The organism is Kitasatospora cheerisanensis KCTC 2395 (genome assembly GCF_000696185.1).
In the GTDB taxonomy this organism is placed as follows: domain Bacteria; phylum Actinomycetota; class Actinomycetes; order Streptomycetales; family Streptomycetaceae; genus Kitasatospora; species Kitasatospora cheerisanensis.
Genome location: NZ_KK853997.1, coordinates 1860761 through 1880817 on the forward strand (window position 1 = coordinate 1860761; position 20057 = coordinate 1880817).

The window sequence follows — 20057 nt, forward strand, 5'->3', positions numbered from 1 at the left end:
CCCGTTCGGCGCCCCGGACCCCTTCGGAGCCGCAGACCCGTTCGGCGCTCCGGCCGCCGCACCGGCACCCGCGCCCACGCCCGAGCCCGAGGCGGCCGACCCGAAGAAGGGACGCCTCGTCAAGGTGCCCCCGGCGGACTTCAACCCCTTCGCTCCTCCGGCCCCGCCCGCCGCCCAGAGCGCGCCCGCGGCCGCCGACGGCGAGCAGGAGGAGCCGAAGGGACGCCTGGTCAAGGTCCCCCCGGCCGACTTCAACCCCTTCGGGCAGTCCGCCGCCCCCGCGGCCCCCGCCGCCCGGCTCCGGCTCCGACCCCGGCCGCCGCGCCCGCCCGTCCGGCCTCCGCCGACCCGTTCGGGACGGTGGTCTCCGCCGAGCCGGCCGACCCGTTCGGCACCGTCACGGGCCCGCCGTCCTCGTCGAACATCCCGCCGCGGCCCACCGCGCCGCCGACGGTGCCCGCCCCGGCCGGCCCGCCGGAGGCGGCGGACCCGACGAAGGGACGCCTCGTCAACGTGCCCCCGGCGGACTTCAATCCGTTCGCCCCGCCGGCCCCGAGCGCGGGCGCGCCCGCAGCCGCCGAGGGCGAGGGCGACGAGGAGAAGCCGAAGGGCCGCCTGGTCAAGGTCCCCCCGGCAGACTTCAACCCCTTCGGCGGCCTGTCCGCACCGCCGGCGCCCGCCGCGGCTCCCCAGGCGCCGCCGGCCCCGCCGGCCACCAGCCCCTTCGGCTGACCGGATCCCGAACGGCGGGCCCCCACCGGGCCCGCCGTTCGCCGGTCCCGCGGCCTCCGTCCCGGTTCCCCGGTTGCCGCGGGACAGGCGGCCGCCGCGGCGAGTTCTGTGCCCAGCTTGGCCGAGCCCCTACTGGTCCGCCCTCCGCCGAACGATCATCATCACTCGTGGCAGACACCACGACACGAGAGAAGATCGCGATGTCCCTGAGCTCCTCCAGGAAGCCCCGCCGGAACGCCGTCAAGGCCGCCACGGCCGTCAAGGCCTCGTTCGTCGCCTTGGCGACTGCGGCCGCGCTCGGCGCCGTCGCCCCCGGCGCCCAGGCGGCGGGCAACTGCACGCACTACGGGCAGGCGGGGTACGGGCAGGTGTTCACCGACTACAACTACGCGGGCGACTGCTGGGAGTTCCAGCTCGGGAGCTGGACGGTCTTCCCGGTCCTGGTGAACCACAAGGTCTCCTCGCTCCGGAGCTGGGGCAGCTACTCGGGCCAGAAGGTGAACCTGTCCGGCGACGGCCTGACCTTCACCGCGGGCGCCGGCGAGTGGTGGCCGAACCTGCCCGACTGGTTCAACGACCGTGCGAACGCCGCCTACTGACGGCTCGTCGCAACGGCAGCTGCCGCAACGCCCGCGCGTCCCAGGACCGTTGACCTGCACCGCCGGCCCCGGCCTCGCGCGGGCTCCGCTCCGTCGTGTGTCGACCTCGGGCTCGAAACGTCCACCACGACAGGAGAATCGATGACCGGCAAGACCCTGAGCACCGAGCTGCGCATCCCCACCGCGGGCGGCGGCCGGGCCGACGCGTTCGCCGTGCACCCGGACGGCGGCGGGCGGTACCCGGGCGTGCTGATGTACCCGGACGCGTTCGGGATCCGGCCCGTGGTGCGGGAGTTGGCGCAGGAGCTGGCCGGGCAGGGGTACTACGTGCTCGTCCCCAACCCCTTCCACCGGCACGGCCCGACGCCGGTGATCGAGCTGCCCGCGTTCATCGACGAGTCCCGGGCCGACCTGTTCGCCAGGCTGATGCCGTTGATCCGGGCGCACACGGCGGAGCTCTCGCGGAGCGACGCCGCCGACTACCTCGACTTCCTCACCGCGCGGCCCGAGGTCCGCCCCGGGCCGGTCGCGGTGACCGGCTACTGCTTCGGCGGCCTGCTGGCGATGCGCACCGCCGCGGCCCGCCCGCACCAGGTGGCCGCGGTCGGCGCCTTCCACGCCCCGGTGGCCGCGGACGGGCCCGAGCTGTTCGGGGAGGTCACCGCGCGGCTCCATTTCGGCCACGCCGCCACCGACCTGACGCCCGAGACCCTCGCCGAGCTCAACCGTTCGCTGGACGCCGCGGGCCTCGACCACTCCTCCGAGATCTACCCCGGCACCGTCCACGGCTTCACCATGTCCGACACCTCCGCGTTCAGCCCCGCCGGCCTGCGACTCCACTGGGACCGCCTGCTCCCGCTGCTCGCCGAGGCCCTGCCCGCCGACCCCCGGCCCGCCCTCTGACGGGCCCGCTCGCGCCGACGGCCCGTCAGTCCCTGCTGCGAGGATCTCCGGGGATCGTCGCCGCTGCCGCGCTGGTGGCCGCGCAGTGTCCGGGCGGCGGCCCGGTCAGCACCGCCTACGGGCCGGACGAGCCGCTGCCGGTGTTCGGCGCCGGCCTCCGCCGGACCGCCCTGGACGCGCTGGGCACGGTGCTCGGCGCGGACTCCGAACTCGCCGAGCTCTGGGACGACGCGGACCAGGGGGCTCAGTGGCGGCGCGAGGTGGAGCGGCTCCGGGCCGTGCTGCACGCGGCAGCGGCCTGACGGAGGCTCAGGCGGGGTCGCCGCGTTCGCCGTCGATCTCCTCGGCCAGCACGGCCATCCGGTACAGCGCGACGAAGTAGCGGGAGGCGTAGCCGTCGGCCGCGAAGGCCGGCAGCAGCTGGCCGAGGAGCAGGATGCGGCGGCGCAGGTGGTCGCGGTGGCGGGCGCCGAGGGCGGGGCCATCGAGGACGTTGGCGGCGAAGCCGGTCAGGACGGTGTCCAGGGTGACCAGGCAGGTGCCTTCGGGTTCCTGGTCGTACCAGCCCGCGGGGAACCTCATGGCGCTGAACTCGTCCCAGAGGCACGCCAGGAGGTCGGTCTTCTCGTCCGACATGACGATGATCATGCCGCACGCGGGGGCTGGTGGGAACGCGTCACGTACACGACTTCCCCACCGAATCCGGCCGCTCCGTCTGCGATCGGGTCAGCCGGCCCGCCGGGCCAGGTGGACGACGTCCGGGACGCCGCGCTCGACGGCGATCTCCTCGGTGCGGACCTCGGTGAACCCGGCGTCCCGCAGCGCCTGTTCGAAGGCGGAGGACGGCTGGGCGCTCCACACCGCGAGGATGCCGCCGGGGTGGAGCCGGGCGGCCGCGGCGGCCAGGCCGGCCGGGCCGTACAGGCTGTCGTTCTGCTCGCTGACCGTCCAGTCCGGGCCGTTGTCGATGTCGAGGCAGAGCGCGTCGTAGCGGTCGGCGGACTCGGCGAGGTAGCGGACCAGGTCGGTGTGCAGCACCTCGACCCGGGGGTCGTCCAGCGCGCCGGCGGAGAACGTACCGAGCGGGCCGGTGCGGTGCCAGTCGATGATCGCCGCCTCGCGCTCGGCCACCGCGATCCGCCCCCACCGAGGCTCGGCGGCGGCGTACGCCAGCGAGAAGCCGACGCCGAGGCCGCCGATCAGCACGCTCGGGCGGGGCGCGGCCAGTCCGTCCAACGCCGCCTGGACCAGCAACCGTTCGGAGCGGCCGTCGGCGGTGTCCATCAGGAAGCAGCCGTTCGCGATGATCTCGTAGTGCCCGCCGCGCCGCCGCAGCGCCACCTCCCCGTACGGGCCCTCCCGCCGGTCGATCACTTCGGCCTCGGGCAGGCCCTGGCGGGTGGGCAGCACGGACATCCGGCAACTCCTGGTCAGCACGCGGTCACGGACCAATCGACCCTAACCGATCGCCCCGGCCCGGGGCCGGGCATTTCCGGCCGCCGGATCACCCCTGCGCGTCCAGCACCGGACCGGCCTCGGCGATCGGCGTCGCGCCCTCCTTGGGGCTGCGACGGCCGCGCGCCTCCAGCCACTTGGCCAGCCAGGACAGCAGCAGACACATGCCGATGTAGATCGGGGAGATCACCATCACCACGGGGATGAACGGCAGGTCGTAGTCCAGGTTGGTGGCGATCAGCTTCCCGGCGTGCAGGAACTCCTCGAAGGTGATCAGGAAGCCAAGCGAAGTGTCCTTCAGCGCCACCACCAGCTGGCTGACGATGGTCGGCAGCATCGCCCGGACGGCCTGCGGCACCAGCACGTACGTCATCACCTGCGTCTTGCGCAGGCCGAGCGCGAACGCGGCCTCCTTCTGGCCCTTGGGGACGGCCAGCACGCCGGCCCGGAACACCTCGGCCAGCACCGAGCCGTTGTACAGGGTGAGGCCGGCGACCAGTGCCCACAGCGGTTCGACCTTGAGGGCGACGAAGATGAAGAAGATCATCACCAGCAGCGGCATGGCCCGGAAGAACTCGACCACCACGGTGGACACCCAGCGCACCGGCCGGTGGTCGGAGAGCCGCCCGGCGGCGAACAGCGCGCCGAACGGCAGCGCGAACAGCACCGTCCAGCCGAACGCCTTCAGGGTGTTGCCGAGGCCGTCCAGCAGCAGGCGCTGAACGCCCTTGTACTGGAAGGCCGTCCACTTCTGGTAGGTGAACTGGTTGGTGTGGAACAGCATCCAGACCACCCAGCCCAGCACGGCGGCGATCACCACCAGCGCCAGGAAGCCGTACAGCCGGTGCCGGGCCAGCGCCTTCGGGCCGGGGACGTCGTACAGCGCGGAGGACTCCACCGTCATCGGGACACCGCCACCCGTCGTTCGAGCACGTTGAACAGGGCGCTGATCGCGAGCGTCAGGATCAGGTAGCCGACAGCGATCCAGACGAAGGTCCAGATGATGCTGTAGCCCAGCTCGTTGATGGTCCGGTAGGTGCCGAGCAGTTCGACCACGCTGAACGAGCCGGCGATCGCCGTGTTCTTCGCCAGCGCGATCATCACGCTGCCCAGCGGGGCGATCACCGCGCGGTACGCCTGCGGCATGACGACCAGGCTCAGCGTCTGACCGAACGTCATGCCCAGGCTGCGGGCCGCCTCGCCCTGCCCGGCCGGCACCGTGTTCACGCCGGAGCGGAGCGCCTCGCAGACGAACGCGGAGGTGTAGCAGCCCAGCGCCAGCACGGCGAAGGTGAAGAACGGCAGCGTGATGGAGAAGCGGGGCAGGCCCAGCACCACGATGAAGAACAGCAGGGTCAGCGGGGTGTTCCGGAGCACCGTCACCCAGCCGGTGCCGAACGCCCGCAGCGGCTTCACCGGCGACACCCGGAAGCCGGCGATCACCACCCCGAGCACCAGCGCCAGCGCCGCGCTGACCAGGGTCAGCCAGAGCGTGCCGAGGAAGCCGTGCCAGTAGGTGGACCAGTTGTCGGTCAGCACGTTCATCCGCGCCCCCTGCTCACTTGTACCGGTCGATGGCCGGGGGCTGCGGCGCCGGCACCCCGGACAGGCCGAGCGTCGCGTCGTACGCCTTCTTCCAGTTGCCGTTGTCCATGTTGAGCTGGAGCGCGTCGTTGATCGCCATCCGCAGCACGGTGTCGTTCTTCGGGACGCCGATGCCGTACGGCTCGGTGGAGAACGGCTCGCCGACCATCTTCAACTCGTCCGGGACCTTGGCCACGTAGCCCTGCAGGATCGCGTTGTCGGTGGTCACCGCGTCGACCTGATTGCTGATCAGGTTGTCCACGCAGGCCGAGTAGGTGTCGTAGCCGACCAGCTCGGCCTTCGGGTAGTTGGCCTGGATCCGCTGGTACGGGGTGGAGCCGGCCGCCGAGCAGACCTTCCGCCCCGCCAGGTCCTGCGGGCCGTTGATCTTCGTCTCGTTCTTCCGGACCATCAGCGCCTGCCCGGCGATGAAGTACGGGCCGGCGAAGCCGACCAGCTTCTTGCGGTTCTCGTTGATGGTGTAGGTGCCCACGTAGTAGTCGACCTGGCCGTTCTGCAGCGCCGTCTCGCGGTTCGCGGAGGCGATGGTGCGGAACTCGATCCGGTCCGGGCCGAAGCCGAGGTAGGCGCCGACCATCCTGGCGATCTCGATGTCGAAGCCGGAGTACTCGCCGGTGGCCGGGTTCTTCTGCCCCAGGTACGGCTGGTCCTCCTTGGCACCGACCACCAGGTGGCCGCGCGCGCGGGCCGCGTCCAGGGTCGGCGAGCCGGTGATCGGGGCGGCGGTGCGCACCTCGTAGCTGGGCAGCGCGCCGGGCTGCGGGCCCTTCGGCGGCGGGGTGCCCTCCTTGCCGCAGGCGGACAGGCCGGCCAGCGCGGGCAGCACGGCGAGCAGCGTCAGCGCGGGCAAGAGCTGTTTCCTCACCGCGCCGCCTCAGTGCTTCAGGATCTTGGACAGGAAGTCCCGGGCCCGCTCGCTGCGCGGGTCCGCGAAGAACTCCTCGGGCACGCGGTCCTCGACGATCCGACCGTCCGCCATGAACACCACGCGGTTGGCGGCGGAGCGCGCGAAGCCCATCTCGTGGGTGACCACCACCATGGTCATCCCCTCGGCGGCCAGCGAACGCATCACCTCCAGCACCTCGTTGATCATCTCGGGGTCGAGCGCCGAGGTCGGCTCGTCGAACAGCAGCGCCTTCGGGTCCATCGCCAGCGCCCGGGCGATCGCCACCCGCTGCTGCTGGCCACCGGACAGCTGCGCCGGGTACTTGTCCGCCTGCGAGGCCAGCCCCACCCGTTCCAGCAGCGCCCGGCCCTTGGCCTCCGCCTCCGCCTTGCCGCGCTTGCGCACCTTGACCTGGGCGAGCGTCACGTTCTGCAGCACCGTGCGGTGCGCGAACAGGTTGAAGGACTGGAACACCATCCCGACCTCGGCGCGCAGCTTCGCCAGGCCCTTGCCCTCCGCGGGCAGCGGCTGGCCCTCGATCAGGATGTCGCCGCTCTCCACCGCCTCCAGCCGGTTGATCGCCCGGCACAGCGTGGACTTCCCCGACCCGGACGGGCCGATCACCACCACGACCTCGCCCCGACCCACCGTCAGATCGATGTCCTGCAGCACGTGCAGGGCGCCGTAGTGCTTGTTCACCCGGCGCAGTTCGATCAGCGGCTCGCCGGACGGCCGGGCCGCGGCCTCCTGCGGACCCGTCACCTGGTGCGCCGCCCCTTCAGCAGCCAGCCGAGCGCCGTTCCCGCGAGCAGCGTCGCCAGCAGCGCGATCCAGAGCGGACAGGTGACGGTGAAGACCCAGAACTGGATCTTCACCTTGTCCAGGTTGGCGAACAGGAACCAGATCGCCAGCACCACGATGACGCCGATACCGATGTACCGGGTCGGGATGCCGGCGATCTCACCGCGCTGGGCACCGGACGGAGAACCACCTGAAGTCTTGGTCACCCCGGCAGTCTGCGCCCGTCCCGGCCGGTGATCGTCGCACCACCACCGCCCGGGCCGCGCATTCACCCGTCCGCACCACACTCCCCCGGCCCGACCGGCGCCACCGCACCGCCCGCGCCTCCCGCGCCGACCGCAGTGCCCGCGCCGCCCGTACCGTCCGGGCGGCGGGCGGGCCGCTCGTCGCGCCAGGAGCGCCAGAGCGCCGCGTACGGCCCGCCGGAGGCCACCAGCTCCGGGTGCGGCCCGTACTCGGTGATCCGGCCCTGCTCGACCACCGCGATCACGTCCGCGTCGTGCGCGGTGTGCAACCGGTGAGCGATCGCCACCACGGTGCGCCCCGCCAGCACCCGCGACAGCGAGCGCTCCAGGTGCCGGGCGGCCCGCGGGTCGAGCAGCGAGGTCGCCTCGTCCAGCACCAGCGTGTGCGGATCGGCCAGCACCAGCCGGGCCAGCGCCAGCTGCTGGGCCTGAGCGGGCGTCAGGACGGTGCCGCCCGAGCCCACTTCGGTGTCCAGCCCGTCCGGCAGCGCGTCCGCCCAGTCCGCGGCGTCCACCGCGGCGAGCGCGGCCCGCAGTTCGGTGTCGTCGGCCTCGGCGCGGGCCAGCCGCAGGTTGTCGCGCAGGGTGCCGACGAAGACGTGGTGCTCCTGGTTGACGAGCGCCACCTCGGTCCGCACCCGCTCGGCGGGCATCCGGGACAGCTGCGCCCCGCCGAGGGTGACCCGGCCGCGGCCGGGCGCGTAGATGCCCGCCAGCAGCCGGCCGAGCGTGGACTTGCCCGCCCCCGACGGCCCGACCAGGGCGACCCGGCTGCCCGGCTCGACGTCCAGCGTGATCTCGCGCAGGACGTCCGCCCCCTCGCGGTAGCCGAAGCTGACCCGGTGCGCCTCGACCCGCCGCCCGTCGGGGCGCAGCTCCGCGTCGGTCTCCGGCTCGGCGACCTCGTGGACGCCGACCAGCCGGGCCAGCGAGGTCTGGCCGATCTGCAGTTCGTCGTACCAGCGCAGGATCCGCGACACCGGGTGCACCAGCGCCTGGGCGTACAGCACGCCGGTGGTGAGGCGGCCCGGGCCGATCCAGCCGTGCAGGGCGAACAACCCGCCGAGCACCAGGGTGCCGAGCACGGCCAGCGCGTAGGTGGCGTCCACGGTGGGGAACCAGACGGTGCGCAGCCACAGCGTGTACCGCTCCCAGGAGATCCACTCGTGGATCTTCCGGTCCGTCAGTTCGACCCGGCGCGCGCCGAGCCGCAGTGCTTCGACCGTCCGCCCCGCGTCGACCGTCTCGGCGAGCGCGGTGTTGACGGCGGCGTACCCGGCGGACTCGTTCCGGTAGGACTGCGGGGCGCGCCGGAAGTACCAGCGGGAGGTGAGGACGAGCAGCGGCAGGCCGAGCACGGCGGTGGCGGCGAGCAGCGGCGAGGTGACCAGCAGCGCGCCCAGCACCAGCAGCACCGAGACGACCGCGACCACCAGTTCGGGCACCGCGTCCCGGATGGAGCGGGCCAGCCGGTCGATGTCGGTGGTGCCGCGGGAGACCAGGTCTCCGGTGCCGGCCCGTTCCAGGACGCCGAGCGGCAGGGCGACCGAGCGGACCAGGAAGTCCTCCCGGAGGTCGGCCAGCACCTGTTCGCCGAGCACGCTGCCGCGCAGCAGCGACAGCCCGGTGAACGCGGACTGCACCACCAGCGCCGCCAGGTACCAGCCGACCGCGGCGGTGATCCCGTCGGCGCCGCCGCCGGTGGACAGCGTCTGCACCAGCGAGCCGAGCACGGCCGGCCCGACCAGGCCCGCCACCGTCGCCGTGCCGTGCAGGGCCACCACGCCCGCCAGCCCGCGCCGGTGACGCCGCGCCAGCATCCGCCCGTAGGCCCGCACCGCTGCGGCGGACCCGACCGGCAGCGTGGTGGCCGGCCCCTGTTCCTTGATCCTCGGCGGCTTCACCGGGTGCTCCTTCGCCTTCGTTCTCCGGCTCGTTCTCGGTTGCTCCCCCGGTCTCCGGCGACAACCGGACGGGAGTGGTGCGCCGACGCCCCGTCAGCAGGGCACTGCGCCATGGCCGTTCGCTGCGGCGTACCTGAGGTCAGCGGCGCGCCTGAGGTCAGCTGCGTGCTTGAGGTCGGCGGTGTGCTTGAGGTCACTGCGCACCTCCCGGTGCGGGCACGCCGGCGCCGGCGGCCGCGAGGTCGGTCTCGTCGCGGGTGACCACCGCCCGGTAGCGCGGTTCGGTGGCCATCAGTTCGCGGTGGGTGCCGCCGGCGCAGACCCGGCCGTGGTGCACCAGCAGGACGGTGTCGGCCTGGTCGAGCAGCAGCGGGCTGGTCGCCAGCACCACGGTGGTGCGGCCTTCGCGCAGGGCGCGCAGGCCGGCCGCGATCCGGGACTCGGTGTGCGCGTCCACCGCGCTGGTCGGTTCGTCCAGCACCAGGACGGGCGGGTCGGCGACCAGCGAGCGGGCCAGCGCGAGGCGTTGGCGCTGGCCGCCGGAGAGCGAGCGGCCGCGTTCGGTGATCCTGGCGGCCATCGGGTCGCCGCCGCACTCGGGCGAGCCGTCGACCAGGGCCTCCAGCGCGTCGCCCGCGTGGGCTGCGGCGAGGGCGGCGGCGGGCTCGACCCGGCCCGAGCGCGGGACGTCGAGCAGTTCGGCGAGGGTGCCGGAGAGCAGCATCGGCTCCTTGTCGTGCACCAGCACGGCGGCCCGGGCGGCGGCCAGCGGCACCGCGTCGAGTTCCGCGCCGCCGAGGCGGGCGGAGGGCAGCGGCGTCTCGCCGTCGGCCAGGGCGGGGCGGCCGCCGAGCCGGGCGGCGAGTTCGCCGGCCGCGTCGGGGTCGCCGCAGACCACGGCGGTCAGCCGGCCGGCGCGGGCGGTGACGCCGCTGGCCGGGTCGTGCAGGTCGGACCGCTCGGCCCGGCGCACCAGCTCCGCGGGGTCGGTGTCGGCCGCGGCGGTCGGTCCGTCGGCGGCCGCGCCGTCCCGGGTGAGGGCGAGCACGGACACCACGCGGCCGGCCGAGACCCGGGCGACGCTCCAGGCGTGCGCGGCCTCGCCGATGACCCGCAGCGGGGCGGCGAGGAACGCGGTGGCGCCGTAGACGGAGATCAGTTCGCCGACGCCGATCGAGCCGTTCAGCGCCAGGTGCGCGCCGTACCAGGTGACGCCGATGACGAACAGGCCCGGCAGCAGCACCTCCTGGGCCTGCATCACGGACCAGGTGCGGGCAGTGCGCACGGCGGCGGCGCGGACCCGCTGGGAGGCGGCCCGGTAGCGGCGCAGGAACAGCTCCTCGCCGCCGATGCCGCGCAGCACCCGCAGCCCGGCCACGGTGTCGGCGGCGAGTTCGGAGGCCTTGCCGCCGAGCGCCCGCTGCTCGGTGTAGCGCCGTTCGAACGGCCCGAGCAGCGGCCAGACGGCGGCGGCCAGCACGGGGACGCCGAGCAGCACGGCGAGGCCGAGGCCGGGCTGCCAGCAGAGCACGGCGATGCTGACGCCGAGCCAGGCGAGCACCGCGCCGTACAGCCGGGCGGCGAGTTCGACGTACCAGCCGATCTTCTCGACGTCCCCGCTGGAGACGGCGACGATCTCGCCGGTGGCGATCCGCCGGCTCAGCGCGGCGCCGAGGGTGGAGGCCTGACGGGACAGCAGTTGCCGGACCTGGGAGGCGGCGTGGATCCAGTTCCACACCACTTGGCGGTGCACCAGCACCGTGGTGGCGGTCTGGCCGGCGGAGAGCAGCAGGGCCAGCAGCCCGGCCGTCAGCAGCCCGGAGCCGTCTCCGTCGACGACGGCCTGGACGCCGCGGCCGACCGCGACGGGCAGTGCGGCCGTGCAGCCGAGTTCCAGGACGCTCCACAGCGTGGCGAGCAGTTGGCCCCTGCGCTGGGAGCGTTGGAGCCAGCGCAGGAAGCCGAGGGGTGAGCCGAGATCGGGGCTGCCGGGGTCGGGCAGCGGCAGGGGGACGAGCGGCATGGTCGCTCCGTGGTGGGACGAGGGTCGGGCGAGGACCGCCGGGGAGGGCACGGCGGAGGGGCCTACAGGGCCGCAGGGAGCCTCGGGGTGCCGCGGGGGCCGGCCGGGAGCGGCGGCGGGCGGCGAACGGACGGTCGGTGCGTTCTCACATGCTGGGGAGCGTGGCTGCCGCAATGTGACGCACGCAACAGGTTTTTCTGCGGATCGGCCCGATTCGGCCGCCGCGCTCGAAGCGTTTCATTCGTTAAGGGGAACTCTCGGACAGGGGGAATAGACAGTTGTTCGACCCGGTTGCCGCCCTTCTGGAAGCACCCGCACGCCAAGAGCACCGTCAAGAGCTCCGCACAACCGAAGGACACCCCTTCTCGTGACCAGCACTCCCGCAGTCCCCCAGATCCCCTCCGTCGCGCTGAACAACGGCGTGCGGATCCCGCAGCTCGGCTTCGGCGTCTGGCAGGTGCCGGACGCGGAAGCCGTCCCGGCGGTGCGCACCGCGATCGAGGCGGGCTACCGCTCGATCGACACCGCTGAGATCTACGAGAACGAGGCGGGCACCGGCCGGGCGATCGCCGAGGCCGGCGTGGCCCGGGACGAGCTGTTCGTGACCACCAAGCTGTGGAACTCCGGCACCGTCGACTGGTCGGGCGAGCAGGGCCGCGACCGCGTGCTGCGCGCCTTCGACGGGTCCCTGGCCAAGCTCGGGCTGGACCAGCTGGACCTGTACCTGATCCACTGGCCGCGCCCGATGCACGGCAGCACCTTCCTGAACATCTGGCGCGCCTTCGAGCAGCTGCACGCCGACGGCCGGGTCCGCGCGATCGGCGTCTCCAACTTCCGCGTCCCGGACTTGGAGCTGCTGCTCAAGGAGGCTTCGGTGGTCCCGGCGCTGAACCAGGTCGAGCTGCACCCGTACTTCCCGCAGGCCGAGCTGCGCGCCTTCCACGCCCAGCACGGCATCGCCACCGAGGCCTGGAGCCCGCTGGGCCAGGGCGGCGACCTGCTGGCCGAGCCCGCGCTGGTCCGGATCGCCGAGAAGCACGGCCGTTCGACGGCCCAGGTGGTGCTGCGCTGGCACCTGCAGAGCGGCGTGATCGCGATCCCGAAGTCGGTCACCCCGTCCCGGATCCGGGAGAACCTGGACGTGGCGGGCTTCGAGCTGGACGCCGAGGACCTCGCGGCGATCGCCGCCGTCGCCACCGACCAGCGGATCGGCCCGGACCCGGCCGGCTTCGACTGGAACTGACGGCCCGTCCGATGCCCCGAACCGGCCTTCCGGACACTCTGACTGACGCGGCATCAGCGAATGCTGACTGCCCGTCAGCACGGAGCGTGACGAACCGGAGGGCCGGCCGGGGTGCCCGGAGAACCGGAAGGGGCCGACACCTGACGAGGTGTCGGCCCCTTTCCGGCGCGTCCCGGGCGGTGCCGCGTGCCCGCCGGGGCGCGTTCGCCGCCCGAATCGAGGGCAGCGCTTTGCAGAATCGTTACAGCCGAGCCGCCTTCGCGAGCAGCGCCAGCGCCGGCGCGTGCTCGTGCGGCTCCAGCGGAGCGAGCAGCGCCTCCTGGACCTCGCGGACCCCGGCGGTGGAGCGGTGCAGCAGCTCCTGGCCGGTCGGGGAGAGCGAGAGCAGGTTGCGGCGCCCGTCCGAGGGGTCGCGGCGACGCAGCACCAGGCCGCGCCGCACCAGCCGGCTGACCATCTCGGCCATCGTCGCCTTGTCCAGCGAGGCGAGCTCGCCGACCGTGCGCTGGTCGGCGCCCGGTTCGGTCTCCAGCGCGTCCAGCACGGCGTACTGAGGGGCCGTCAGCTCGGTGCCGACCTTCTCCGACCACAGCTTCGTGTGGACCTGCTGGGCGACCCGGATCAGGTAGCCGATGGCCCGCTGGGCGTCCAGCGTGGGCCTGGCGTCGGCCATCACGGCGACGGCGGCCGGTTCGAGCCGGGCTATCCGCGCCATGGTCCGGACGATTTCCAGCTGTTCGTCCGGGGTGAGCGGTTCGAACAGGGTCCGCTGGACGCGGACCACGCCACCGGTCGCCTCGCGCACGGCCTGAGCGCCGCTCTGCGAGAGGGCCAGCAGCTTGCGGCGGCCGTCGGCGGGGTCGCGGCGGCGGAGCACCAGGCCCCGTCGGACCAGCCGGGCGACCATTTCGGCCATCGTGGCCTTGTCGAGCGAGGCCCGTTCACCGACCGTGCGCTGGTCGGCTCCGGGTTCCAGCGCCAGTACCAGCAGCACCGCGAACTGCGGAGCCGTCAGCTCGGTACCGACGTATTCGGACCACAAGCGGGTGTGCACCTGCTGGGCCACTCGAATGAGGTGACCGGGCGACTGCTGCAGTCGGCCGGGCACGCGGGTTGTCGGGATCTCCCCCAGCACCATGAAATCCGTCCCGGTGTCACGCTCGGGGGTGTGTGGGACACCCGAGCGGGGCAGTAACGGCGAGTGAGCATCCCGCTGTGAGTAAGGACGCGCCGGCCGTGCAGCCGGTGGCTGCTGGCGCACACTATACAAACGGTCGGCCTGGACCGGCAGGTAGGGGCGCAGAGTAGTCGCAGGTTCCGCAAAGTTGGCATATTTCCCCCGTATGTCGGGACCACGTCCAACCCGGTTCACCCGCTCGGCCGCCGCGCGCCCTCACCCTCTGTCACCTGCGGCGCTGCCTCTGGCCGGAATTCCTACCCGCCGGTAAGGTTGCCGCGCTGCGCGCTGCGCACCTCATTTATTTCTCATCCACGGGTCGCCGGCCCGCGCCGGTCCCGTCGTCCGACTTCGAGAGAGACGAGTACGAAGATGACCGAGCAGAGCACGTCCGTGACCGCCGACGCTCCGGTGCGGGTGGCCGTGGTGACGGGCGCGGCCCGCGGCATCGGCGCCGCCACCGCGATGCGGCTGGCCGCGGACGGTTACGCGGTCGCCGTGGTCGACCTGGAGGAGTCCAACGCGAAGGGCACCGCCGAGGCGATCGTCGCCGCGGGCGGCCGCGCGCTGGCCGTCGGCGCCGACGTCTCGAACGCCGAGCAGGTGCAGGCCGCGGTGGACCGGATCGCCGCCGAGCTGGGCACCCCCGTGGTGCTGGTGAACAACGCGGGCGTGCTCCGCGACAACCTGCTGTTCAAGATGTCCGAGTCCGACTGGGACACCGTCATGAACGTGCACCTCAAGGGCGCGTTCCTGATGACCCGCGCGATCCAGAAGCACATGGTGGACGCCGGCTTCGGCCGCATCGTCAACCTGTCCTCCTCCTCCGCGCAGGGCAACCGCGGCCAGGCCAACTACTCGGCGGCCAAGGCCGGCCTGCAGGGCTTCACCAAGACCCTGGCCATCGAGCTCGGCAAGTTCGGCATCACCGCCAACGCGGTCGCCCCCGGCTTCATCGCCACCGACATGACCGCGGCCACCGCGGCCCGGGTCGGCATGGAGTTCGAGGCCTTCAAGCAGGCCGCCGCCTCGGCGATCCCGGTCCAGCGGGTCGGCGTCCCGGACGACATCGCGCACACCATCTCCTTCCTCGCCTCCGAGGGCGCCGGCTTCGTCTCCGGCCAGGTCATCTACGTGGCGGGCGGCCCGCTCGACTAGTCGTCGGCCCGCTCGTGGTGCGCCGCCCCCGGCGCGGGTCCAGACTCGACGTGCAGGCCCGCCGATCACCGGCGGCAGGCGCCCCGCCGCAGGGCCCGGCCCGGCGGCGCTCCACCCACGGAGGATCTTGATGACCGAACCCACGGACAGCGACTCGAAGCCCACCCCGGACAACCTGCTGCACACCGGGGCGGAGCACCCGGTCGACCCCGAGGACCTGGTGATGGCCTCGGGGCGCACCCCCACGCCGGAGCTGGTCGCGAAGGCGAAGAAGGACCTGGAGGAGCAGGGCGCGGCGGCCGTCGAACGCGTGCTGCCCTGAGTCGCCCGGCCCGCCCGACGAGGCGGCCGATTTCCCGGAAGTGACGCGCGTCACGGGAAATCGGCCGCCTCTTTCGTTCTCGCACCACCCGCCCGCCAATTGGAGAAACGGCGGGAAAACGGCGCCCGGGAGCACCCCCGGGCGTGATTTGGCCCACTCCCCGCCGCTTTCCGGTCCGGCTCCGACACCTCTGAACTGCCCGTATGGGGATAGTGCGGACAACCGATCACCGGCGGGTGACAGATCCCCCGAATAGCCCGGACCGCTCAGGGCCAGCCGGTAATGTCGAAGGCGTGCCAGCCAAGCCCGAATCCTCCGAGAAGCGGATATCGACCACACCACGCACGGTTCCGGTCCAGTCCGAGCGCGATTCCGTCACCGATGCGACGGAATCCGCACTCCCTTCGATCAGCCGCCGGCACGCTCTGCTCTTCGGCATCACCGCGGTGCTCTATCTCGCGGTGGTGCTGGCCATCATGTGGGACTCCCCGCTGGTGGACCTGGACTGGGCGCTGCAGCAGCTGCGCCCGTACAAGGTGTGGCCGGAGGCCCTGCCGTACCTCGACATCTGGGTGATCGCCGGGCAGCGCGGACCGACCGCGATCGCGGCCTGCCTGTGGCTGGGCTGGCGCTGCTACCGCACCCACTCGGCGCGGCCGCTGCTGGTGATGGGCATGGCGCTGCTGCTGCTGAACGTCACGGTCGGCGGGGTGAAGATCCTGACCGGCCGGCTGGGTCCGCACTACGCGCACTACGTGGGCTCGCCCGAGCTGTTCTCCGGCGGCACCATCTTCCCGTCCGGGCACACCGCCAACGCCGTGGTCACCTGGGGCGTGCTGGCCTACCTGGCGGCGCGCTGGCGGCGGACCGGCACGGTGCTGGCGGCGCTCACCGCGGCCTCGATCGGGCTGACCACCGTCTACCTGGGCACCCACTGGATCTCGGACGTGTTCGCCGGCTGGGCGGCCGGCGCGCTGGTGCTGCTGTCGCTGCCGCTGGCCGAGCCGGCCGTCGCCGCGCTGGACGAGCGGGTGCTGGCCGTCTGGCACCGGGAGGGGCGGTTCGCCCGGCCCGCGCCGGTGCCCCGGCCGAAGCCGGCGGTGGCGCACTGGACGACCCGCCCGCTCCCGCTGCCCCCTCAGGCCGCCCAGGCGCGTTCCACCACGCCGTCCCGCACCGTCAGGTTGAGCCGCTCGGACCGGTACTCCATGGTGAGCAGCGCCTCCGGCTCCAGCACCCGCACCGTGCGCCAGCCGCGCTCCGCGGCCAGCGCCCGGGCGGGCTCGACCGGCAGCCCGAGGTAGTCGTCCAGCCTGTCCTCCATCGCTCCGCCTCCCGTGCCCGACAGTCCTACGCTGGAAGGGTAGAGGGAGGCGGTTGCGTATGCGGCGGGCGAGGACGCCGAGGGTCTGGCGGAGCGGGACGGAGCCGGCCACCGCGCGCAGCGATCTGAAGCTGCGCTTCCTGCTGTCGGTGGTCTTCCTGCCGTTCTTCGCGCTGTGCACCGCCGGGTTCGCGGTGTGGGCGGGCTTCGCCTCGCCGCACGGCGCGCCCAGCAGCGGGACGCTGATCGTCTTCGCGGTGGGCTGCGGAGTGCTGACGCTGGTGGCGGCGGCGGACCTGTGGGTCGTGGTGCGCCGCCGCCGCACCGAGCTGTAGCCGGGGTTCAGCGGGAGCCGACCGCCTGCTTGACCAGGGTGCGGCCGAAGTCCCACATCAGGCCGCTGCCGCGGTGGGCGTCGTCCATCACCTCGGTGAAGGCGTCCACGAAGCGGTCGGCGTCCCGTTCGGTGACGATCAGCGGCGGGATCAGCTTGATCACCTCCAGGTGGTCGCCGGAGACCTGGGTGAGGATCCGGTGCCGCTGCAGCAGCGGCACGACCACCATCTGCGCGAAGAGTCCCTTGCGGGCGGCCTGGAGGGCCGTCCAGCCGGTGCGCAGCTTGAGCGACTTGGGCCGGCCGAACTCGATGCCGATCATCAGTCCGCGGCCGCGCACCTCGGCGAGCAGCTCGTACCGGTCGGTGAGCGCGGCGAGCCGGGTGCGCAGCAGGTCGCCGACCTTCGCGGCGTTCTCCACCACGCCCTCCTGCCGCATCACGTGCAGGGTGGCCAGGCCGGCGGCCATCGCCTGGGCGTTGGAGCCGAAGCTCGCGGAGTGGACGAGGACGCGGTCCATCGAGGAGTACACCTTCTCGAAGATCCACGACTTGCCGAGGGTGGCCCCGATCGGCACGTAGCCGCCGGACAGCGCCTTGGCCGCGCACACCAGGTCGGGCTGGACGCCCTCCTCGGCCTGGAACGCGAAGAAGCTGCCGGTGCGGCCGATGCCGGTCTGCACCTCGTCGCAGATCAGCAGCGCCTTGTGCGCGTGCAGCAGTTGCTGGGCGGCGGCCAGCCAGCCGGGCGGCGGGGCGAGTACGCCCTTGCCCTGGATCGGCTCCACGATCAGCGCCGCGACGTCGCCCTTCCTCAGTTCCCGCTTCAGCGCGTCCAGGTCGCCGAGCGGGATCGCGGTGTCCGGCAGCAGCGGGTCGAAGCCCTTGCGGAAGCCGTTCTCGCCGTTGACGGAGAGCGAGCCGGTGGTGAGGCCGTGGAAGGCGTGGTCGCAGTAGAGGACGCGGCGCCGGCCGGTGGCGAAGCGGGCGAACTTGAGCGCCGTCTCGACCGCCTCGGTGCCGCTGTTACCGAAGAACACCCGGTCGAGGCCCGGGGCGTGGGCGATCAGCTGTTCGGCGAGCAGGCCGGGCAGCGGGGAGCAGTCGAAGCGGGTGAGGTCGGCGGTCTCCAGGTCCATCGCCTGCTGGACGGCGGCCCGGACGACCGGGTGGTGGCGGCCGAGCGCGAAGATGCCGAAGCCGGCGAGCATGTCGAGGTACTCGTTGCCCTCGGCGTCGTAGAAGTAGGGGCCCTTCGCGCGTTCGTAGTACCGGTCGAAGCCGATGGTGTGCAGCATCCGGGGCAGCTGCGGGTTGAGGTAGCGGGCGTGCAGCTCGTAGCGGTCGCCGCCGCGGGCGTCGAGCAGGGCGGCGAGGTCGAGCGGTTCGGCCTGGGTCACGCTGGTTCGCTCCAATCGGTCAGCGGCATCCGGGGCCGGTAGTCCTGAGTGCGGGTGCCGGGCAGCAGGCGGCGGGCGTGGGCGGCGGTCTGGGCGGCGACGCCGGTGCCGGTGAGTCCGATCTCTTCGAGGATCTCGCCGCGCGAGGCGTGGTCGAGGAACTCCTGCGGGATGCCGAGGTCGCGCAGCGGCACGTCCACGTCGGCGTCGCGCAGTGCCTGGGCGATCGCGGAGCCGACGCCGCCGGCCCGGCCGTTGTCCTCGACGGTGACGACCATCCGGTGGGCGGCGGCCAGGGTGACCAGGGCGGGGTCGACGGGCTTGACCCAGCGCGGGTCGACGACGGTGGCGGTGATGCCCTCGGCGGCGAGCAGGGCGGCGGCGTCCAGGCAGGCGGGGGCCATCGGGCCGACGGCGACCAGCAGCACGTCGGGGGCGGGTCCGGTGCGGGCGAGCACGTCGATGCCGCCGGTCCGTTCCAGCGCGGGGACGTCGGGGCCGAGTTCGCCCTTGGGGAAGCGCACCACGGTGGGGGCGTCCTCGACGTCGACGGCTTCGCGGAGCTGTTCGCGCAGCCGTTCGGCGTCGCGGGGGGCGGCGATCCGCAGGCCGGGGACGACCTGGAGGATCGACAGGTCCCACATGCCGTTGTGGGAGGGCCCGTCGTTGCCGGTGACGCCGGCCCGGTCGAGCACGAAGGTGACGCCGAGGCGGTGCAGCGCGGCGTCCATCAGGACCTGGTCGAAGGCCCGGTTCAGGAAGGTCGCGTAGACCGCGACCACCGGGTGGAGTCCGCCGGTGGCCAGGCCGGCGGCGGAGGCGACGGCGTGCTGTTCGGCGATGCCGACGTCGAAGGTGCGGCCGGGGTGAGCCTTGGCGAACGGGCCGAGTCCGACAGGGTGCAGCATGGCGGCGGTGACGGCGACCAGGTCGGGGCGTTCGGCGCCGAGGGCGAGCATCTCCTGCCCGAACACGGACGTCCAGGAGGTGCCGGCGGACGGCGAGATCGGCAGGCAGGTGTACGGGTCGATGGGGCCGACGGCGTGGAAGCGGTCGGCCTCGTCCTGTTCGGCGGGCCGGTAGCCGCGGCCCTTGACGGTGAGGCAGTGCACGATGACGGGGCCGCCGAAGTTGCGGGCCCGGCGCAGCGCCTGTTCGACGGCGGCGATGTCGTGGCCGTCGATCGGGCCGAGGTACTTCAGGCCGAGGTCCTCGAACATGCCCTGCGGGGCGAAGGCGTCCTTGAAGCCCTTCTTCGCGCCGTGCAGGGCGTCGAACAGCGGGGGTCCGACCACGGGGGTGCGCTGCAGGGCGTCCTTGCCCCAGGCGAGGAAGCGTTCGTAGCCCTTGGTGGTGCGCAGGGTGGCGAGGTGGTGGGCGAGGCCGCCGACGGTCGGCGCGTAGGAGCGTTCGTTGTCGTTGACGACGATGACCAGCGGGCGGTCGTCGGCCTCGGCGATGTTGTTGAGGGCTTCCCAGGCCATGCCGCCGGTGAGCGCGCCGTCGCCGATCACGGCGACGGTGCAGCGGTCGACGCCGAGCAGCTGGTTGGCCTTGGCGATGCCGTCGGCGTAGCCGAGCGCGGTGGAGGCGTGCGAGTTCTCGATCAGGTCGTGCGGGGACTCGGCGCGGGCGGGGTAGCCGGAGAGGCCGTCCTTGGCGCGCAGCCGGCTGAAGTCCTGCCGGCCGGTGAGGAGTTTGTGGACGTAGGCCTGGTGGCCGGTGTCCCAGAGGATGCGGTCGTGCGGGGAGTCGAAGACGCGGTGCAGGGCGATGCTGAGTTCGACCACGCCGAGGTTGGGTCCGAGGTGGCCGCCGGTGCGGGTGACGGCGTCGATCAGGAAGTCGCGGATCTCGTCGGCGAGCGGCGGGAGCTGCTCGGGGCGCAGTCGGCGGAGGTCGGCGGGTTGGGTGATCCGGCTCAGCAGTGGCATGGCGTGCCCCTC

21 protein-coding genes are annotated in these 20057 nt (G+C 73.1%); 9 read left to right on the top strand and 12 right to left on the bottom strand.

Annotated elements, in window-relative coordinates; all coding sequences use genetic code 11:
- The first annotated feature begins 360 nt into the window (after window positions 1-360).
- The 4 genes from KCH_RS08375 to KCH_RS44190 all read left to right on the top strand — a co-directional run bounded on the left by KCH_RS08375 (window position 361) and on the right by KCH_RS44190 (window position 2536).
- The gene (locus tag KCH_RS08375) at window positions 361-732 is read left to right on the top strand and encodes a hypothetical protein (RefSeq protein ID WP_051652886.1); all 372 of its coding nucleotides are present in this window, start codon (window positions 361-363) and stop codon (window positions 730-732) included.
- Between the two features lie 200 nt (window positions 733-932).
- Window positions 933-1331 (top strand): hypothetical protein, encoded by a 399-nt coding sequence (locus tag KCH_RS08380; protein WP_035860828.1) that lies wholly within the window; start codon window positions 933-935, stop codon window positions 1329-1331.
- Between the two features lie 141 nt (window positions 1332-1472).
- Window positions 1473-2234: a dienelactone hydrolase family protein gene (locus KCH_RS08385; RefSeq protein WP_035860830.1), complete on the top strand. Its 762-nt coding sequence runs from the start codon at window positions 1473-1475 to the stop codon at window positions 2232-2234.
- 74 nt (window positions 2235-2308) lie between these two features.
- Window positions 2309-2536, top strand: a complete 228-nt coding sequence (locus tag KCH_RS44190) for a DUF4259 domain-containing protein (RefSeq protein WP_051652887.1) — start codon at window positions 2309-2311, stop codon at window positions 2534-2536.
- 7 nt (window positions 2537-2543) lie between these two features.
- On the opposite strand, the gene KCH_RS08395 is transcribed toward KCH_RS44190, so the two are convergent.
- From KCH_RS08395 to KCH_RS08435, 9 genes are all read right to left on the bottom strand, one after another.
- A complete protein-coding gene (locus KCH_RS08395; RefSeq protein ID WP_157031951.1) occupies window positions 2544-2870 on the bottom strand; it encodes a hypothetical protein in 327 nt (108 codons plus the stop codon).
- A gap of 90 nt (window positions 2871-2960) precedes the next feature.
- A complete protein-coding gene (locus tag KCH_RS08400; protein ID WP_035860836.1) occupies window positions 2961-3650 on the bottom strand; it encodes a spermidine synthase family protein in 690 nt (229 codons plus the stop codon).
- Between the two features lie 88 nt (window positions 3651-3738).
- The gene (locus tag KCH_RS08405; RefSeq protein ID WP_035860839.1) at window positions 3739-4593 is read right to left on the bottom strand and encodes an amino acid ABC transporter permease; all 855 of its coding nucleotides are present in this window, start codon (window positions 4591-4593) and stop codon (window positions 3739-3741) included.
- Window positions 4590-5234, bottom strand: coding sequence for an amino acid ABC transporter permease (locus KCH_RS08410; RefSeq protein WP_035860841.1), 645 nt, complete (start codon window positions 5232-5234; stop codon window positions 4590-4592). Before KCH_RS08410 ends, KCH_RS08405 begins: the two co-directional genes overlap by 4 nt.
- 13 nt (window positions 5235-5247) lie before the next feature.
- Window positions 5248-6144 carry a glutamate ABC transporter substrate-binding protein gene (locus tag KCH_RS08415; RefSeq protein ID WP_035860844.1) on the bottom strand — a complete coding sequence of 299 codons (897 nt, stop codon included), beginning with the start codon at window positions 6142-6144 and terminating at the stop codon, window positions 5248-5250.
- A gap of 24 nt (window positions 6145-6168) precedes the next feature.
- The gene (locus tag KCH_RS08420; RefSeq protein ID WP_035871148.1) at window positions 6169-6897 is read right to left on the bottom strand and encodes an amino acid ABC transporter ATP-binding protein; all 729 of its coding nucleotides are present in this window, start codon (window positions 6895-6897) and stop codon (window positions 6169-6171) included.
- 41 nt (window positions 6898-6938) lie between these two features.
- Window positions 6939-7187 carry a LapA family protein gene (locus KCH_RS08425; RefSeq protein WP_035860847.1) on the bottom strand — a complete coding sequence of 83 codons (249 nt, stop codon included), beginning with the start codon at window positions 7185-7187 and terminating at the stop codon, window positions 6939-6941.
- Window positions 7188-7249: 62 nt separating this feature from the next.
- Window positions 7250-9130, bottom strand: coding sequence for an ABC transporter ATP-binding protein (locus tag KCH_RS08430; RefSeq protein ID WP_425268746.1), 1881 nt, complete (start codon window positions 9128-9130; stop codon window positions 7250-7252).
- Window positions 9131-9323: 193 nt separating this feature from the next.
- Complete coding sequence (locus KCH_RS08435; protein WP_051652888.1) at window positions 9324-11153, bottom strand: ABC transporter transmembrane domain-containing protein; 1830 nt, start codon at window positions 11151-11153, stop codon at window positions 9324-9326.
- 367 nt (window positions 11154-11520) lie between these two features.
- On the opposite strand from KCH_RS08435, the gene KCH_RS08440 reads away from it, so the two are divergent.
- Window positions 11521-12396, top strand: a complete 876-nt coding sequence (locus KCH_RS08440) for an aldo/keto reductase (RefSeq protein ID WP_035860851.1) — start codon at window positions 11521-11523, stop codon at window positions 12394-12396.
- A gap of 241 nt (window positions 12397-12637) precedes the next feature.
- Here KCH_RS08440 and KCH_RS46535 read toward each other — a convergent pair whose 3' ends face one another.
- Window positions 12638-13462, bottom strand: coding sequence for a MarR family winged helix-turn-helix transcriptional regulator (locus KCH_RS46535; RefSeq protein WP_341865359.1), 825 nt, complete (start codon window positions 13460-13462; stop codon window positions 12638-12640).
- 483 nt (window positions 13463-13945) lie between these two features.
- Between KCH_RS46535 and fabG the strand changes: the two genes are divergently transcribed.
- The 4 genes from fabG to KCH_RS08470 all read left to right on the top strand — a co-directional run bounded on the left by fabG (window position 13946) and on the right by KCH_RS08470 (window position 16712).
- The gene (fabG, locus tag KCH_RS08455) at window positions 13946-14731 is read left to right on the top strand and encodes a 3-oxoacyl-ACP reductase FabG (RefSeq protein WP_051652889.1); all 786 of its coding nucleotides are present in this window, start codon (window positions 13946-13948) and stop codon (window positions 14729-14731) included.
- Between the two features lie 130 nt (window positions 14732-14861).
- Window positions 14862-15053, top strand: a complete 192-nt coding sequence (locus KCH_RS08460; RefSeq protein WP_035860854.1) for a hypothetical protein — start codon at window positions 14862-14864, stop codon at window positions 15051-15053.
- Between the two features lie 446 nt (window positions 15054-15499).
- Entirely contained in the window at window positions 15500-16357 is an 858-nt protein-coding gene (locus KCH_RS47110) for a phosphatase PAP2 family protein (protein ID WP_425268747.1), read from the top strand.
- Between the two features lie 79 nt (window positions 16358-16436).
- Window positions 16437-16712 carry a DUF6343 family protein gene (locus KCH_RS08470; protein WP_035860856.1) on the top strand — a complete coding sequence of 92 codons (276 nt, stop codon included), beginning with the start codon at window positions 16437-16439 and terminating at the stop codon, window positions 16710-16712.
- A gap of 7 nt (window positions 16713-16719) precedes the next feature.
- Here KCH_RS08470 and KCH_RS08475 read toward each other — a convergent pair whose 3' ends face one another.
- On the bottom strand, window positions 16720-18111 hold the full coding sequence (locus tag KCH_RS08475) for an aspartate aminotransferase family protein (protein ID WP_035860859.1): 1392 nt from the start codon (window positions 18109-18111) through the stop codon (window positions 16720-16722).
- Window positions 18108-20045 carry a 1-deoxy-D-xylulose-5-phosphate synthase gene (dxs, locus tag KCH_RS08480; RefSeq protein ID WP_035860862.1) on the bottom strand — a complete coding sequence of 646 codons (1938 nt, stop codon included), beginning with the start codon at window positions 20043-20045 and terminating at the stop codon, window positions 18108-18110. The genes KCH_RS08475 and dxs overlap by 4 nt, the downstream gene beginning before the upstream one ends.
- Between the last annotated feature and the right edge of the window lie 12 nt (window positions 20046-20057).